This window comes from Archangium lipolyticum (genome assembly GCF_024623785.1).
Classification (GTDB): Bacteria; Myxococcota; Myxococcia; order Myxococcales; family Myxococcaceae; genus Archangium; species Archangium lipolyticum.
Genome location: NZ_JANKBZ010000001.1, coordinates 86,457 through 103,051, shown reverse-complemented (window position 1 = coordinate 103,051; position 16,595 = coordinate 86,457). Strand labels below are relative to the sequence as shown.

Sequence of the window (16,595 nt, the reverse complement as noted above, 5' to 3'; positions counted from 1 at the left end):
TGGGCTACCCTGCACGTACGATGGAAGGTTACCTCGACGCATTCATCGCCTTCATCCGTGCCGAGCGCGGGCTGTCCGGCAAGACGGTGGACGCCTACGCCGCGGACCTGTCGGTGTACTTCGCGGACCTGAAGCGCAAGGGCATCACCGACGTGGCGCGCGTCAAGCCGGATGACATCTCCGGGCACCTGACGACGCTGAACTCGCGCAAGCTGTCCCGGCGCAGCCAGGCGCGGCACCTGGCGGCGATCCGCGGCTTCCACCGCTTCCTCGTGGCGGAGAAGTACGTGGAGAAGGATCCCACCGAGGACCTCGACACGCCGCGTTCGGCGCGCAAGCTGCCCGTCTTCCTCACGCTCGAGGAGGTGGAGCAGCTGCTCGCCTCGCCGGACGAGCGCACGCCCGTGGGTCTCCGGGACAAGGCCATGCTGGAGGTGCTGTACGCCACCGGCCTGCGCGTGAGCGAGCTGGTGGGCCTGGGCATCAACGACATCCAACTGGGGGCGGGCTACCTGGTGGCGAAGGGGAAGGGCGCCAAGGAGCGCATCGTCCCGGTGGGCAGCATCGCGGCGGAGAAGGTGCAAGCGTACCTGGAGGGCCCCCGGCAGGCGCTGCTGGGCGAGCGCGAGTCGAAGGCGCTCTTCGTCACCCCGCGAGGGGACGGCTTCACGCGGCAGGGCTTCTGGAAGCTGCTCAAGCGCTACGCGCTCAAGGCCGGCATCCGCAAGCCGCTGTCGCCGCACAAGCTGAGGCACTCGTTCGCCACGCACCTGGTGGAGCGCGGGGCGGATCTGCGCGCGGTGCAGGCCATGCTGGGCCACGCGGACCTGGCCACCACGCAGATCTACACGCACGTGAACGGCGCGCGGCTGCGGGCCGTGTACGACAGTGCCCACCCGCGCGGAGACGACGTCCGCGGCCGGGGCGGCCCCATGGGAGGTCGCGCCGCCAGGAAGAGGGCAGGGGGCGAGTAGGAACTGTCGAAAAAGGGTCCTGGAGTGGGCGATCCAGTGGCAATGCCACCCGAGGGTACATACATCCGTGGCGTTTTCATCACCTCGGATCGAAGTACATGCTCACCACCCTCCTGTACGCCACCCTGTTGGGCACGGCCCCGGTGTCCACTTCCTCGCAAGAGACCGGGTCCGCTCCCACTGTCCAGATTGCGTCGGCCTCTCCCATGCGGGCCCGAGCCCCGCTCATGGCCGGTATCGGCGCCTCCATGGCGCTGACCGGCACGGTGTTCTGGATCATCGGCAACGTTCAGCAGGGAACCGCCGCCCCGACCAGCCAGATCCCCGCCGAGATCCATCCGTCGATGCGGGCTGCCCAGCAGTACCAGTTGGGCGGGATGGCGTTGACGCTCGTCGGGGCGTGCGCCGTGGGGGTCGCGGCGGTCATGTGGAGCTGGACTCCGGAGCGTCCGGGCGCGGTGTCCGCGTCCGTCATGGTCGCTCCGCACGGCGGCGGAGTCTCCCTGACGGGGACGTTCCCGTGAGAGGGGGCGGGCTGCTGGGGGTGCTGTGCCTCTGTGGAACGCTCGCGCACGCCGAGGCCGCCCCTCCGGCCCCCGAGCCGGAATCACCGAGGACCGGGCTGCCCGCGGATGCGCCCGTGCGCAGGAACTACGTCGTTCCGGCCCTCGAGGCGACGGCGTTGAACCTCGGCATCTTCGCCTTCCACAACCTCATCTCGGGTGAGCAGTTCGCGCTCATCTCCTGGGACTCGGTGCGCAACCATCTCAATGGCTCGGATGGTTGGACCTTCGATGTCGATCACTTCGTCACGAACCAGTTCGGGCACCCGTACCATGGCTCCTTCACCTTCGCCGGGGCGCGGTCGTCGGGAGTGCCCTTCTGGCAGGCGAGCCTCTACACCTTCCTCGCCAGTCTCTCGTGGGAGTACTTCGCGGAGAACGAGCCGCCCTCCATCAACGATCAGATCACCACGACCCTGGGCGGCGTCTTCCTGGGCGAGGTCCTCCACCGGACGTACCGCTTCCTGATGGATGATGCCGGAGGGCAGGTGAGTATCCCCCGGAGGCTCGCGGGAGTGCTCGTCAGCCCGGCGTCCTCCTTGAACGACTGGATCTTCGGGGGCGAGATGTCCCCGGGGGACATCGATCGGTCTCCGCCCCTGTACGCCGAGCTCAACCCGGGCGTGAGCCTGAGGACCCGTTTCCTGGAGAGGGCGGGAGACACACCCCGGCTCCTGCTGAGCCAGGGGCCCCAGGTCTCCCTGGCGGGGGAGCTCGTCTACGGCGCACCGGGTGATCCCCAATGGCGTTACCGCCATCCCTTCTCCTACTTCGAGGCGCGTGCGGGGGTGACCTTCCCCGGGGTCTCGATGGGCAATCTCTACATCCGGGGACTGGTGGTGGGCTCCCAGTACGGGGGGGAGACGAGCTCGGCGCGCGGGCTCTGGGGTATGTACGGCCTCTACGACTTCGGAGCGAACGACATCATGCGGGTGTCGTCCGTGGGAGTGGGGCTCGGGACGACCCTTCAGGCGCGCCTCGGCCAGAACACGTCGCTGCAGGGGACGGCCATCCTGGCGGGGCTGGGCTTCGCCGCGGCGGGAAGCCTCGACCTGGAGTCGCAGTCGGAGCTCGTCCGTGACTACCACATCGGTCCGGGCGTGCAGTCCCTCCTGGAGGCGAAGCTCGTGCGCCGGGGCCTGGGCCTGCTCCGGGTCCAGGCCAGGAGCTGGTGGGTGAGCGGTGCGTACACGGAGCCCAGGCAGGGCTTCGAGTCCATCACCTACATCACCTGGGAGGGCCGTCTCCGGGTCGCGCCCCGGCTCGCGGTGGGGCTCGAGCTGCCCATGGCCCTGCGGGTCTCGGACTTCGGCCCGGACAGCCGCCATGCCATCGGTGGAAGCGGCCTGCACCTGAACCTGAGCTACATGTCCGACGACGGCTTTGGCACCGGGAGCCCCTGAGCCGCCTCGGGGCTGGGGTGCCACCGTCACACGGAGGGACGGATCTCCTCGTCGGTCTCCACTTCGGCCGGCAGGGGCATGAGGTCGTCTCCGTCCGGCTCCTGGAAGCGGGAATCGCGGCGCTCGAGCAGCGCGAGCACGGCCGGGAACAGCACTGTCGTACCGAGGAACGCGCAGAGGACCCCCAGCAGCGCGAGCTCCCCGATGGAGCGCAACCCCGGGTGGCGCGCCGTGAGCAGCGCGCCGTAGCCCGCGGCATTGGACAGCGTGGCCACCACCGCCGCGACACCCGTGGTGCGCACCACGTGGGGGAGCGAGCCCGGCCCCTCCTCGCGGTAGCGGTGGTAGAGGTGCACCGCGTTGTCCACGGCGATCGCCAGCAGGTTGGGCAGCACCACCGCGTTGATGAAGTTGAGCTTGAGGCCGTACAGGTGCATCGCCGCCGGCAGGCAGGCGAGCCCGATGTAGAGGGGACCCGTCACCAGCGCCGCCCGGCGGATGCCGCGCAGGCTCACCACCATCATCGCGAACACCGCGAGCCCGGCGGCGAGCAGCAGCCAGGGTCCATCCTGCCGCACCAGATCGAAGATGCGGTAGGCGATGAGGTTGGAGTCGAGCACCTGGAACTGGAGGCCCCGGGCCGCGGCAGCCACCCGCAGCTCGCCCATCTGCTCGCCGAAGCGGTGCAGCGCGTCCGTGTCGGAGAGCGACTCGCGCTTGAAGGCGAGCACGAAGCTGCCCTCGCCATCCAGCGCGGTGAAGCGGCGGCGCACCTCGGCGGGCAGCTCCTCCACGCCGAAGGGCCGTGCATCCAGCAGGGCCTCCAGGCGGCGCACCGCGGGGCCCGAGCGCTCCGAGCTCCGGACGCTCTCGGGCAGGCGCTCGGCGAACGCGCGCAACGCGGCGCGCTCCGCCTCGACGTCGGCGCCGGTGCGCGGCAGGAAGTCGCTGAGGGAGACCACCTCCGCGAAGGCGCGCTTCTCACCGTGGCGGGCCTCGAGCTCACGCAACGTGGCGGCGAGCTGGCCCGCCTGTGACGCGTCCTGGGTGAGGAAGACGGTGGGCGAGTGGCGCCGGCCCAGCTGGGCGATGATGCGATCGTCGAGCCGGGTGGCGGCGAACTCCCCGCGCAGCTTGCGCATGTCGGGCTCGAAGCCGACCGCGTTCATCACCGTGGCGGAGTAGGCGACCAGCGCGCCGACTCCCACGACGATGCCCACCAGCGCGCCCCGGGGCAGGGACCACCTGGGGCCGCGGGGCGGCCGGGCCGGCAGCGGGGCCTCCGCGCGGGCCGGCCGGAGCCGCTCGGTCAGGGCGATGAGCGCGGGGCCGATCAGGTACGTGGCCAGCACGGTGAACAGCACGCCCGCGGCGGCGATCCACCCGAACTGGGCGAAGGCCTGGAACTGGGCGAGCATGAGCGTGGCGAAGGCCGCGGCGTTGGTGCAGGCGGACGTCAGCGCGCCCTTCCAGGTGCCCAGCACGGCCTCGCGCAGCGCCTCGCCGGCGGCCAGCTGGCGCCGCTCCTCGGCGTAGCGCATCACCAGGTGCAGGCCGTACTCGATGCCCAGTCCGATGAGGATGGCGACGAGGAAGCCGGTGATGATGTTGAGGTAGCCGATGGTCTGCTGTGCCACCGCGAAGGTGACGAGCAGGCCCACGCCCACGGGGGCTCCCACCACGAGGAGCGCGGTGGGGCGCCGGCAGGACAGCACGACGATGAGCGCGGCGATGGCACAGGAGAGCACCGAGGAGCGCGTGAGATCCGCTCTCATCCTCCGGTCCTCCTCGAGCCGCAGCGCGTGCGCGCCCGTGGCGTCCGTCTCCACGCCCGGGAAGTCCCGTGCCACCTCGGTGCTCGTGGCCTGCACCCGCGTCAACAGGCGCTGGGCAAAGACGAGGTCTCCCGCCAGCCCCGAGGGCTTCACGAACAGGTACAGCTCGCTGCCGTCCTCCGGGCTCAGGTACTCGCGCACCATCGCGCGAGGCGCATGGCGGCGGGCGATCTCCTCGAGCGAGAGCGGCGGGGTGGGCTCCTCGTCGAGCGGTACGAAGAGCGGGTTGGCCGCGAGCTTCTGCTGCTGGACCGCCGCCTCGAGATCCTCGCGCAGGGCCCGCAGTTGCTGCGCGGACAGGAGCAGCAGGGCGCGATCCTCGAAGAAGCGCGTGTCGTAGCGGAACTCGACGTAGCGGACCTCCTCCAGCGCCTCCAGGCGGGGGGCCAGCACGTGGGCGAAGCGGCGCAGGGTCTCCTGGCTCGCTCCCCGGGCCCGCAGGACCAGGTAGCCGTCACCTCCGGCCTTGTGCGACACCGCCTCCAGCTCGCGCACTTCCTGGGTGTGCGCCGGGAGCAACTCCACGAACGAGCCGTGAAAGACGAGCCGTGAGGCGAGCAGCCCCGCCACGAGCGCCACGGCCAGTACACACGTGAGCACCACGCCAGGTCGCCGGTACGACAACGATGCGAAACGCTCGATTCCTCGAGTGGGATCCAGATGAACGCGCACGGGCCCTCGCAGGTGGAGCGCACCGGGTCCGGCTCTCCCCGGCCTCCAAGGGCCCTTCTGTGTCACGAATCCATGCCAACCCCAAGGACCAACAGGGTCCTGAAACAATTTGAAAGATATGGGAGCCAGGGGCCGATCCTACCGGAGAAGTCAGAATCCGGTATAGTATCGGAGTGGACGCGGAAGCGGAGGGCCGCTTCGCGGGTTCTGACCACGGAAGTCAGGAGGCCAAGATGGGGAAGGGGAAGAAGCCGGCGACCTACGAGGACATCGAGGCACTGCCGGTCGGGTGGGTGGGGGAGCTCCTGGGCGATGAGCTGGTGGCCTCGCCGCGACCGGCCATGCCTCATGCGCGGGTGGGAGTGGCTCTCAGCGCTCTGTTGGCCACGACCTTCGATCTGGGTCAGCAAGAGCCGGGCAGGGGATGGTGGTTGCTCTATGAGCCCGAGCTGCATTTCGGGAGGAATGTTCTGGTGCCAGACCTCGCGGGGTGGCGCCGCGAGCGGATGCCTGACCCCTCCTTCATGGACGAGCCCTTCGCGACGGTGGCTCCGGATTGGGTGTGCGAGATCCTCTCGCCCTCCACCGTCCACGTCGACAGGGAGCGCAAGCTACCGCTCTACCACCGCGAGGGCGTAGGCCATGTCTGGTTCATCGATCCGCTGACTCGCACCCTGGAGATCCGCCGTCGACGGGATCGGGATTGGTTGCTCGTTGACTGCTATAGCGGCGATGGAGAGGTACGCGCGGAGCCGTTCGACGCGGTTCCGTTGAATCTGGGCTCGCTGTGGTTGCCACGGGCTGGAGCCACACGGGCTCCTATACCCTCACCCTAGCCCTCTCCCAGAGGGAGAGGGGATGTACACGGGGATGCCGTAGGGGTCTGTTTTCGTTCTCTTCCGGGGGGTCCCGCTGTTGTCTGGCAACACCCGCGCGATCCCCGCGTCCATCAGTCTTCTCAGCGACCGGTACGCCGCCAGCTCTCCCATCGCCGCGTTGTGCAGCACCTCGCGCACGCTCCGGCTGCCTCGTAGCTTCGCGTACAGGTACAGATCGTCCGCTGTCAGTGACGCCGGCGTGGGACGCGGCAACGGCTCGAAGTACAGCCGCCCGTCCAGCTCCAGCACTTCGTCCGCCAGCGCCACCGTCAGCCGTACCTCCGCCTCCCGGTACAGCGCGTGGGCCTCCGGCACCGGCGCCCGCTCCAGCACCTGCGCCGCGACTCCCACCGCCTCCTCGTACCGGCCCGCTTCCACCAGCCCCCTCGCCAGCGCCAGCAGATCCGCCAGCCGCGTCGCCTCGCCCACCTTCGGCCCCTCGGGCCTCCGCGGCGTCAGCGCCCCGCGCCGGTACAGGCGCAGCACCCACCGCGCCCCGTGCAGCGGACCTTCCGGCGCCGCCGCCAGCAGCTCGCTCAGCGTCGCGCCCTTCGCCGCCAGGTTCAGCAGGTGCTCCTCCACCGCCGACACCATCTCCACCGCGAACTCCCGGTACACCTGGAACGTGGTGTCCGGCCCCGGAAACAGCTCCCAGAACACCTTCCACTCGCGCAGCCGCGCCAGCGCGTCCCGGTGCAGCTCCTTCAGGCCCAGTTGCAGCTCCACCGCGGGCCCCAGGGGCGGCAACCCCGGGCGGAACTCCACTTCGCCCGACTCCCAGCCGTAGCAGTCGAAGAGCGCCTCGCGCGTCTTGTGCTCCAGCGCCTCCACCAGCCGCGCCTTCGACACCCATCCCCGCTCCACCAGCAGGGTGCCGAAGGGCTTGCCCGCCGTCTCCGCCGCGCCGAAAGCCGCCGCCGCCCGCGTCGCGTCCAGGATGCCCAGCCGCACCAGCACCTGCCCCAGGTGCTCCATCGGCTCGCTCGAGCTCTCTCCCACCAGCCGTCCGTGCCGGAGGAAGAAGTGTCTGCGCACCGCCGCCCGCTCCACCTTCAGCATCCCGTCCAGCGCTGGAGCCTCGAAGAACGCGGGCATCAGTAACTGCAGCCGGTACGTGGCCAGGTTGCCCTTGAAGCGCTCCATTCGACGACTTCCTTCTCGCGGGGGGAAGCACACGGTACCGGACCCCATATCGCACCGCAACCCTTTGATTTCACACACCTTTGTCTCGCGTCGCGAGAACTTCCCAGTAATCAGGCTGACCGGGGAGCAGGCGGGCGGTTGCGAAAGGTGGGGTGGGGTCGCAGGAAAGTTGCAGGGCAGCGCTGGGTGTGCGAACCAGGGCTGTCACCCCCTTCGTGTATAGGCGTCGGAGTCATGCGGATTCTCTCGGGAGTTCAATCGTCGGGCCGGTTGCACATCGGCAACTACTACGGTGCCCTGCGTCAGTTCGTTCAGCTCCAGGATGAGGGCGAGGCCTACTTCTTCATCGCCAACCTGCACGCGCTCACCACCGTGCGCGATCCCAAGCAGGCCGAGGAGCTCACGCGCGAGGCCGCCGTCGCCTACCTGTCGCTCGGGTTGGATCCCAAGAAGGCCGTCCTCTTCCGGCAGAGCGACGTGAAGGAGGTGCTCGAGCTCAACTGGATCCTCGGCACCGTGGTGCCCCACGCCCACCTGGAGCGCGCCCACAGCTACAAGGACAAGGTGGCCAAGGGCATCAGCCCCGACTTCGGCCTCTTCGCCTACCCGGTGCTCATGGCCGCCGACATCCTGCTCTACAGCGCGGATGCCGTGCCGGTGGGCAAGGATCAGATCCAGCACATCGAGTTCGCCCGCGACTGGGCGGTGAAGTTCAACGTCACCTACGTGCCCGGGTACGATCCGCAGGATCCCGAGGGCAAGGAGAAGGGGCACGCCCCCGGCATCCTCAAGCTGCCGGCCGCGCGCATCCAGGAGAGCACCGCCGTGGTGCCCGGCGTGGACGGACAGAAGATGTCCAAGTCCTACGGCAACACCATCGAGCTCTTCGGCGACGAGAAGGAGATCAAGAAGCGCATCATGAGCGTCAAGACGGACTCCACCCCCGTCGAGGCGCCCAAGCCCACCGAGAATGCCCCCCTGTACGACCTGCTCAAGGTCATGCTGCCCGAGTCCCGCTTCAAGGAGGTCGATGCCTCCTGGCGCGCGGGTGGCAAGGGGTACGGCGACTACAAGAAGCAGCTCCTCGAGGCGTTCCACGAGACGTTCGGGCCAGCGCGCCAGCGCCGCCAGGAACTGTTGAGCGACCCGGCCGAACTCGAGCGCATCCTCCAGGATGGCGCCGAGCGGGCCCGTGCCGAGGCGTCCCGGCTCATGCAGCGGGTGCGCCGCGCCGTGGGCATTCCCTGAGCCCGTGAAGGACGTCTGGTGAGCGCAGGCCGTCGCAGCGCCCCTCCCACCGAGGAGACCCTCGAGGCGGACGTCCCCCGGAGTCCGGGCGACGCCTTCAGGGTCGCCTTGCCCAATTTCGAGGGCCCGCTCGACCTGCTGCTCCACCTCATCAAGGAGCACCGGCTCGACATCTTCGACATCCCGCTCGCGCTCGTCACCGAGAAGTACCTCGAGCACCTCGAGCGCATGCGGGAGATCAACCTCGACATCGCCGGCGAGTTCCTGGTGATGGCCGCCACCCTGGCGCACCTCAAGAGCCGCATGTTGCTGCCGCGCCAGGACACCGCGGAGCAGGCCACGACGGACGCGGTGACGGAGCTGCAGCAGGAGGACGCGGGCGACCCGCGCGCCGAGCTGGTGCGCCGCCTGCTCGAGTACCAGAAGTACAAGGACGCCGCCGAGCAGCTGGCCATGCAGGACATCCTGGACCGCGACGTCTTCCCGCGCCGGGTGCCCGTGGAGGCCGTGCCCATCCCCGAGGAGGAGGTGGGCCTGCAGGAGTTCTCCGTCCTCAAGTTGATCGAGGCGCTCGATCGGGTGTTGGAGCGCCTGGCCCCCAAGCTGCAACACGAGGTGGTGCGCGAGAAGGTGAGCCTCTCGGAGGCCATCCTGCGCATCGCCGAGCGCCTGCGCGCCCAGGCGCCGTGTACGTTCGAGAGCCTCTTCGATGAGCAACGTACCCGTCAGGAGGTGGTCATCACCTTCCTGGCCATCCTGGAGATGGTGAAGCGGCGGCTCATCAAGGTCAGCCAGGAGGCCCCCCTGGCGGACATCCTGCTCACGCCCAACGGGGATGCCCTGGAGCGGCTGGTCCCCACGGAGGTGGACGAGAGTGAGTACCGGTAACGAAGGCCCCGAGAACCCCGGCGGCAGGCCGCCGCGCGGCTCCGGCGGCCCCAGCCCCTTCACCGAGGAGGAGATCGCCGCCGTCACCGGCCCCGGTGACGAGGACGAGCTGGAGGACTCGGACGTCGCCACCATCGAGTCCGACGAGGTCCCCGATCTCCAGTCGTCCTTCGAGAAGCTCGTCCAGAAGAGCCGCAACCTCTCCCCGGAGCGCGTCCGCACCGTGGTGGAGAGCGTGCTCTTCGTGGCGGAGAAGCCGTTGGATCTGGATCAGCTCTTCGAGGCCACGGGCATCGATCGCGAGAAGATCCAGGAGGCGCTCAACCAGATCTCCGGCCTCCACCGCGACGGCATCAGCGGCATCGTCCTGTACGAGGTGGCCGGCGGCTGGCAGTTCCGCACGGATCCGCACTCGGGCGAGTACGTGCGGCGCTACCTGCGCGTGAAGCCCCAGCGCCTCACCCGCGCCGCCGTGGAGACGCTGGCCATCATCGCCTACCGGCAGCCCGTCACCCGCCCGGAGGTCGAGGACATCCGCGGCGTGGACTGCGGTGCCGTCATCAAGGCCTTGTTGGATCGCAAGCTCATCAAGATCCTCGGCAAGAAGGAGGAGGTGGGCCGGCCCATGCTGTACGGGACGACCCGCGAGTTCCTCGAGTTCTTCGCCCTGAAGGATCTCTCCGCCCTGCCCACGCTGCGGGAGTTCCACGAGCTGACACAGGAGCACCAGGAGATCGTCGAGAAGGAACGGCCGTCGGCGCCGGGTGCCAGTGGCACCGTGGAGACGCTGGCGGATCCGGAATTCCAGAAACGCATGGAGAAGAGCGTGGCGGCGTCCGAGGCCGCGCTCGAGGAGCTGGAGGCGGCCATGTCCGAGGCGGACAAGACCCAGAAGGCCGCTTCCAGTGTCCTGAACCCGACCCCGCCGCCCTCCGAAGAGGGCGAAAAGGGACCAGAGCCTGCTTGACGGGTGGGCGAAGAAGTGGAAGGTGGCGGAAATGGCGGCTGAACGTTTACAGAAGTACCTGGCCCGCGCAGGCGTGGCCTCGCGCAGGCACGCGGAGGACCTCATCACCGGGGGCCGCGTGACGGTGAACAACCAGAAGGTCACGGAGCTCGGCAGCAAGGTGGAGCCGGGGGACCTCGTGACGGTGGACGGCGAGCTGGTCTCGCCCCCGGAGGAGTCCTCCTACTACCTCCTCTACAAGCCGGTGGGCGTGGTGACGACGCTGTCGGATCCGCAGGGCCGCCCCACGGTGGCCAACTACCTCGAGGAGACCGGCAAGCGGCTCTTCCCGGTGGGCCGGCTGGACTACGACGCGGAAGGGGCGCTGCTCGTCACGGACGACGGGGCGCTGGCGCACAAGCTGACGCACCCCAGCTTCCAGGTGCCGCGCACGTACCTGGCGAAGGTGAAGGGCACCCCGGACGCGGCCTCGCTGGAGAAGCTGCGCGGCGGCGTGCGGCTGGAGGACGGCATGGCCACGCCGCTGTCCGTGGACGTCTTCGAGCAGGCCGAGCGCAACACCTGGCTGAAGCTGGTGGTGGCCGAGGGCCGCCCGCACCTCATCAAGCGGCTGTGCGCCGCGGTGGGCTACCCGGTGGTGCGTCTGTACCGGCCGTCCTACGCGGGAATCACCGTCGAGGGCCTGCGCCCGGGTGAACTGCGGCCGCTCAGCGAGAACCAGGTGCGCATGCTGCAGGAAGTGGCCGACGGGAAGGCCACGCCGCCGGAGCGCGAGCTGAAGCTGCCGCCTCGGCGCCATGGGCGCGCGGCACCGGGCTTCGAGTCGGACATGGACGACGAGGATTTCGGCGAGGAGGCTCCCGAGCCCGTGAAGTCGCGTGCGGCGGCGAAGCCCGAGCGGGCCGCCCGGACGGAGCGTCCCGAGCGCAAGGGCGCGAAGGCGGAGCGTCCGGCACGCGCCGCTGCCCGGCCCGAGCGCAGGGAGTCGGCGCCGCGCGGGGAGGGTGGCTCGAGGCCCGCGTTCCGTGGGGCCGCGGGTGGCCGTGCCGAGCGCCGCACGTGGACGCCTCGCGAGGACGAGCAGGAGGAGAGCCTGTCCGGCGGTGAGGAGCGTGAGGAGCGGAGCAGCCGTCCCGAGCGCAAGCCCTTCGGCGCGAGCGCCGAGCGTCGTGCGCCGGCGCGCGGTGGTCGTCCCGAGCGCAAGCCGTTTGGCGCTGGCGCGGGTGCCGAGCGTCGTGCACCGGCGCGTGGTGCGGGTCCCGAGCGTCGCGAGTGGAAGCCTCGGGGTGAGGAGCGCGGCGAGCGCGGTGCTCGCCCGGAGCGTCGCGAGTGGGCCCCGCGCGGTGAGGCGCGTGGCGGTGACCGTCCCGAGCGCAAGCCGTTCGGCGCTGGTGCGCGTCCCGAGCGCAAGCCGTTCGGCGCTGGTGCGCGTCCCGAGCGTCGTGGTCCCGCGCGTGGTGCGGGTCCTGAGCGTCGCGAGTGGAAGCCTCGGGGTGAGGAGCGCGGCGAGCGCGGTGCTCGCCCGGAGCGTCGCGAGTGGGCCCCGCGCGGTGAGGCGCGTGGCGGTGACCGTGCCGAGCGCACGCCGTTCGCGGGCGGGAGCGCCGAGCGTCGTGTTCCCGCGAGGAGTCCTCGTCCGGAGCGTCGCGAGTGGGCTCCGCGCGGTGAGGAGCGCGGCGAGCGCGGTGCTCGTCCCGGGCCTCGGGGCGAGGCGGGTGCTCGTCCGGCGCGCAAGACGTGGGGCGCGGCCGGTGGTGCCGAGGGCCGTCCGGCGCGCAAGACGTGGGGCGGAGACGAGGGACGCCCGGCACGCCGCGGCGCGGCACGGCCGGCGGGCGAGGAGGCGGGCAAGGAGTCCGGCTCCTTCGTGGACTGGCGCTCCAGGAAGCGCCAGGAGCCCAAGCCCGAGTGGACCGCGCGTCCTCCTCGTGGGGCGGGTGGGCCTCGTGGCGCCGGTGGACCCCGTGGCGCGGGTGGGCCTCGCGGTGCGGGTGGTCCTCGGGGCGCTGGTGGGCCGCCGAGGGGACGAGGGCCCCGTAAGGGCCGCTGAGTCGTGGGCGGTCACGCGCGCCGCTGATATAACCGCCCGCGTCTCACGCTTTCTCTTCCCCGGAGAACGATGCGAACCGGCGCGCGTAAATTCCTCGTCGTCCTGGCCCTCCTCGTCAATGCCGGGTGCAGTGGCAGTCGGGATCAGCTCCTCGCGGATCTGCAGAGCCCTCGCCCGGAGGTGAGGGCTCTCGCCGTGAAGAAGCTGGCCGAAGAGGCCCGCCCCGACGATCTCGCCCTCTTCACCCGCGCGGCCAAGGACATGGCCGCCATCGTCCGCGGCGAGGCCGCCGTGGCGCTCGGCAAGAGTCAGGATGCCCGTATCGTGGACCTGCTCGGCGAGCTGCTCGAGGACTCCGACGTGGACGTCCAGGGCAAGGCCGCCATGGCCCTGTCGCAGGTGAAGAACGACAAGGCCAAGGCCTACCTGACCCTCCAGTACGGCCGGAGGGGCCGCCAGACGCGGCAGGTCATCGTCCAGGCGCTCAAGCAGGCCAACGTGCCGGGCGCCATGGCCGAGGTCGTCGCCGCCGAGTCCAAGGGCATCTGGGATCGCAACCTGCTGGCGCTCACCGAGGGCGCGCTGCCCGAGCGCGTGGGCGCCGCCGAGGAGCTGGGCAAGAGCGGCCGGCCCGAGGCCTTCAACCGGCTGCTGCCGCTGGTGCGTGACAGCCAGGTCATCCTCGCCGCCGCGGCGGTGCGGGGTCTGGGAGACCTGGGCGACAAGCGCGCCGTGCCCGCCATCCTCCCGCTGCTGGACGAGAGCTTCCCCGAGCTGCGCGAGTCCGCCATCACCGCGCTCGTCCGGCTGCAGGAGCCGCAGGCCATTCCCCGGCTGCAGGCCGTGGCCGTGGAGAAGAGCTCCGTGAGCCCCCTGGCCATCGACGCCCTCCTCGACATGCCGCGCCAGCCGCAGACGGATGCCGTGCTGTGCGCCATCGTGCTCGATGCCGTGAGCTCTGAGGCCATCCCCGTGGCCCGGGCGATGCGCGAGCGCGGCGGCTGCCCGCTCGAGCCCATCGTCGATCGTCTGTCGCGGCCCGCCACCGCCGCGGGTGGGCTGCAGGCGGTGATCGGCCTCGGCCCGGCGGCCAAGGATACACTGCCCAAGGTGCTGCCCTACATCACCCAGGGCGACGCCACGCTGCGCGCGCTCGCGGTGGACGCGGCGGCGGCCATCGGGGATGTCTCCGCGGCCCCGGTGCTGCAGAAGGCCTTCGAGCAGGAGCTGGCCACCGTGAAGTCGCTCCGCCAGGACTGGGTCGCCCAGGCGCTGCCCGAGCGCTACGGGCCGGGGTTCGATCCCTCCAAGCCGGACGTGGAGAAGGAGCGGCAGAAGGGCGAGAAGCACACCAGCCTCCTGGCGCGCGTGAAGGCGCTCAACGCGGCCAAGGCGCGCGGCCTGGGCCGGCCCGTGGTGCAGCAGCGCGTGCCCACCGAGCTCTTCGACGACGTGGACTCCGCCCAGTTCGAGCCGCTGGCCGGGCTGCTGCGCGCGCTCGCGGCGGTGAAGGCGCCCGGAGCGCTGGAGTTGCTCAAGGGGTTCGCCGGGGACTCCAGCGTGACGCTGCGCACGGCCGCCCTGGTGGGCCTGACGCGGCTGGGGCCCGAGGGAGTGGCCATCGCCAAGGCGGGCCTGTTCGAGGCCGAGAGGGATCTGGTCAAGGCCCTGGCGCAGGCGCTCGCCGAGCAGGGCGAGGCCGGACAGTCCGCGTTGATGGAGGTGCTGCCACAGATCAGCAGCGAGAAGCTGGTGCTGCTGGATGCGCTGAGCCGGACGGGCGCGCCGGCCTCCGCGGTGGAGCCGCTGCGCAAGGTGGTGTCCGAGGGCGGCCCCGAGTCGGTACTGGCCATTTCCCTGCTGGGCCGGATGAAGGCGAAGGAGGCGGTGCCCACGCTGGTGAAGGCGCTGGAGGACTCCTCGAGCCTGGGCCGGCGCGAGCTGCTCAACGCCCTGGCGGAGATTGGCGACAGCTCGGCGGCGGAGGTGGTGGCGCGCGACCTGTACCATGATCTCCCGGAGATCCGGGCGGCGGCGGCGGGGGCGCTGGCGAGGATCGGCGCGGGTTCCCAGGCCGACGCACTGGACGCGCTCAAGAGTGACTATTACCGTCGTGTCCGGGAAGCCGCCGTGTCGGCGTTGGCGAAGACGACGACAGCAGCGGAGGGGGCACGCTGACATGGAGCCACGGCAGCTCAGGGACAAAGCCAACGAAGCCCTCCTCAAGGGCCGCTTCTCCCGAGCCGCCGAACTCTTCGAGGAGTACTGTCAGCTGGACCCGAAGGACTTCCAGTCGCGGCTGCGGCTGGGGGATGCGTGGGCGAAGGCGGGCAACGGCGCCCGGGCCGTCGTCGCCTACCAGGCCGCCGCCGAGGGCTTCGCGCGCGAGGGGTTCCTTCCGCGCGCCATCGCCGCTAGCAAGCTGGTCCTGGAGCTGGACCCGTCGCACCAGGGCGTCCAGCAGATGCTGGCCAACCTCTACGCCCGCCGGAGTGGGCCAGGAGGAGCGTCTCGCGCGCTGACGCCGAAACCGGCCCCCGTGCCCGTGAAGCAGGCCGTGGCCGCCGAGGCGCCGGCTCCCCGGGCCGCGCTGCACATCGAGCTGCCTCCGGAGATTGACGAGACGCTGGCTCGGGAGGAGGCCTCCGACGCCTCCATCGAGGTGGAGCTGGATCTCAGCGACGCGGAGAAGGGCGCCGAGGCGACAGCGCCGTCCCCACCGCCCACGGTGGCGCAAGCCGCTCCTCCGGGCCTGCGCCCCCGCCGTACGGGCGAATTCCGGGCGGTCCAGCCCGCGACACCGGCGGAGCCCACGCCCTCCGCGCCTGAGCCCAAGCCCCAACCCGCCCCGGTGAGACCCGCCGGCCCCCCGCGCGTCGAGCGTTTCACGCCCCGGGAGGGGGTGGACTTCCAGCCTCCCGTGCCGGGCAGCACGCCCTTCACGGAGCTCACGATCGAGGCCCATTCACTCCTGCACGCCGTGGAGCTGGCGGCGCTCGCGGGAGCCGAGCAGCACGCGGAGCCGGCCTCGGCCGAGGAGCACGTCACCGAGCCGCCCGCGACCGAGGGGACACTGCCGCAAATCCCGCTCTTCTCGGACCTGCCGAGGGACGCCTTCATCGCGCTGTTCGAGCGCTGCCCGCTGCGCCGCGTCCCCGAGGGCGCGACGATCATCGAGCAGGGCACCCGGGGCGATGCCTTCTACGTCCTCTGCGCGGGCCGGGTGCGCGTCCTGCGCCGGATCGGCGCGGAGCAGCGGGAGCTGGCCACGCTGGGCGAGGGGGCCTTCTTCGGCGAGATGGCGCTGCTGTCCGGCTCGCCCCGCTCGGCCTCGGTGGTGAGCGCGTCGGAGGAGACGCAGGTGCTGGAGCTGTCGGCGCCAGTGCTCGCGGACCTGGCCCGCCGCTTCCCGCCGGTGGCGAAGGCGCTGAGGCGGTTCTGCCGGCAGCGGCTGCTGTCGGACGTGGTGAACACCTCGGCGCTCTTCCAGCCCTTCGGCCGGAAGGATCGGCGCGAGCTGGTGGAGCGCTTCCGGGCCCGCGAGGTGCGCCGGGGCGACGTCATCATCCACGAGGGCCACCAGGTGGACGGCCTGTACGTGGTGCTCTCGGGGGAGGTGGGCGTGAGCAAGGGCGGCAAGCCCCTGGCGCAGCTGCGCGAGGGCGAGCTGTTCGGCGAGATGTCCCTGCTGCAGAAGACGCCCGCCACCGCCACCGTGACGGCGGCGCGGAACACGTCGCTGCTGCGGCTGCCTCGCGAGGACTTCGACACGCTCATCCTCACCCATCCGCAGATCCTCGCCCTGGTGTCGGATCTGTCGGATGCGCGGCAACGCAGCACGGAGGCGCTGTTGGGTGGAGGGGCGCGGAAAGTCGCCGGGGAGACGGTGGAGCCGCACGAGGAGCTCGTGCTGTTCTGAAGCCTGCTCCCCCAGGAAGAGAGTGTGCTCCAGGAGACTCCATCCGTTGGGTGGA

General features: G+C 70.8%; 12 protein-coding genes. 10 read left to right on the top strand and 2 right to left on the bottom strand.

The features are described 5' to 3' along the window. Positions 1–20: 20 nt before the first annotated feature. From xerD to NR810_RS00365, 3 genes are all read left to right on the top strand, one after another. A complete protein-coding gene (xerD, locus tag NR810_RS00375; protein WP_257446065.1) occupies positions 21–974 on the top strand; it encodes a site-specific tyrosine recombinase XerD in 954 nt (317 codons plus the stop codon). Positions 975–1,072: 98 nt separating this feature from the next. Further along, positions 1,073–1,498, top strand: coding sequence for a hypothetical protein (locus tag NR810_RS00370; RefSeq protein ID WP_257446062.1), 426 nt, complete (start codon positions 1,073–1,075; stop codon positions 1,496–1,498). Next, positions 1,495–2,940, top strand: a complete 1,446-nt coding sequence (locus NR810_RS00365) for a DUF3943 domain-containing protein (protein ID WP_257446059.1) — start codon at positions 1,495–1,497, stop codon at positions 2,938–2,940. The genes NR810_RS00370 and NR810_RS00365 overlap by 4 nt, the downstream gene beginning before the upstream one ends. 26 nt (positions 2,941–2,966) lie before the next feature. On the opposite strand, the gene NR810_RS00360 is transcribed toward NR810_RS00365, so the two are convergent. Then, on the bottom strand, positions 2,967–5,378 hold the full coding sequence (locus NR810_RS00360) for an efflux RND transporter permease subunit (protein ID WP_257446056.1): 2,412 nt from the start codon (positions 5,376–5,378) through the stop codon (positions 2,967–2,969). Between the two features lie 302 nt (positions 5,379–5,680). On the opposite strand from NR810_RS00360, the gene NR810_RS00355 reads away from it, so the two are divergent. Next, entirely contained in the window at positions 5,681–6,283 is a 603-nt protein-coding gene (locus NR810_RS00355; RefSeq protein ID WP_257446053.1) for a Uma2 family endonuclease, read from the top strand. Here NR810_RS00355 and NR810_RS00350 read toward each other — a convergent pair. Then, complete coding sequence (locus NR810_RS00350; protein WP_257446050.1) at positions 6,275–7,468, bottom strand: DUF4388 domain-containing protein; 1,194 nt, start codon at positions 7,466–7,468, stop codon at positions 6,275–6,277. The genes NR810_RS00355 and NR810_RS00350 overlap by 9 nt on opposite strands. Before the next feature lie 234 nt (positions 7,469–7,702). On the opposite strand from NR810_RS00350, the gene trpS reads away from it, so the two are divergent. The 6 genes from trpS to NR810_RS00320 all read left to right on the top strand — a co-directional run bounded on the left by trpS (position 7,703) and on the right by NR810_RS00320 (position 16,540). Then, positions 7,703–8,716: a tryptophan--tRNA ligase gene (gene trpS / locus NR810_RS00345; RefSeq protein ID WP_257446047.1), complete on the top strand. Its 1,014-nt coding sequence runs from the start codon at positions 7,703–7,705 to the stop codon at positions 8,714–8,716. A gap of 18 nt (positions 8,717–8,734) precedes the next feature. Continuing rightward, the gene (locus tag NR810_RS00340) at positions 8,735–9,604 is read left to right on the top strand and encodes a segregation and condensation protein A (RefSeq protein WP_257446044.1); all 870 of its coding nucleotides are present in this window, start codon (positions 8,735–8,737) and stop codon (positions 9,602–9,604) included. Beyond that, complete coding sequence (gene scpB / locus NR810_RS00335; protein WP_257446026.1) at positions 9,591–10,571, top strand: SMC-Scp complex subunit ScpB; 981 nt, start codon at positions 9,591–9,593, stop codon at positions 10,569–10,571. The genes NR810_RS00340 and scpB overlap by 14 nt, the downstream gene beginning before the upstream one ends. Before the next feature lie 31 nt (positions 10,572–10,602). Continuing rightward, positions 10,603–12,621, top strand: coding sequence for a pseudouridine synthase (locus NR810_RS00330; RefSeq protein ID WP_257446009.1), 2,019 nt, complete (start codon positions 10,603–10,605; stop codon positions 12,619–12,621). Between the two features lie 69 nt (positions 12,622–12,690). Next, on the top strand, positions 12,691–14,799 hold the full coding sequence (locus tag NR810_RS00325; RefSeq protein WP_257446006.1) for a HEAT repeat domain-containing protein: 2,109 nt from the start codon (positions 12,691–12,693) through the stop codon (positions 14,797–14,799). 1 nt (position 14,800) lies between these two features. Continuing rightward, positions 14,801–16,540, top strand: coding sequence for a cyclic nucleotide-binding domain-containing protein (locus NR810_RS00320; RefSeq protein WP_257445997.1), 1,740 nt, complete (start codon positions 14,801–14,803; stop codon positions 16,538–16,540). Positions 16,541–16,595: the final 55 nt, after the last annotated feature.

Excerpts from the sequence above, each read along its gene's own strand:
- NR810_RS00355 (WP_257446053.1), top strand. The coding sequence starts at position 5,681 with ATGGGGAAGGGGAAGAAGCCGGCGACCTACGAGGACATCGAGGCACTG.
- trpS (WP_257446047.1), top strand. The coding sequence starts at position 7,703 with ATGCGGATTCTCTCGGGAGTTCAATCGTCGGGCCGGTTGCACATCGGC.
- NR810_RS00330 (WP_257446009.1), top strand. The coding sequence starts at position 10,603 with ATGGCGGCTGAACGTTTACAGAAGTACCTGGCCCGCGCAGGCGTGGCC.
- NR810_RS00350 (WP_257446050.1), bottom strand. The coding sequence starts at position 7,468 with ATGGAGCGCTTCAAGGGCAACCTGGCCACGTACCGGCTGCAGTTACTG.
- NR810_RS00370 (WP_257446062.1), top strand. The coding sequence starts at position 1,073 with ATGCTCACCACCCTCCTGTACGCCACCCTGTTGGGCACGGCCCCGGTG.
- NR810_RS00325 (WP_257446006.1), top strand. The coding sequence starts at position 12,691 with ATGCGAACCGGCGCGCGTAAATTCCTCGTCGTCCTGGCCCTCCTCGTC.
- NR810_RS00320 (WP_257445997.1), top strand. The coding sequence starts at position 14,801 with ATGGAGCCACGGCAGCTCAGGGACAAAGCCAACGAAGCCCTCCTCAAG.
- xerD (WP_257446065.1), top strand. The coding sequence starts at position 21 with ATGGAAGGTTACCTCGACGCATTCATCGCCTTCATCCGTGCCGAGCGC.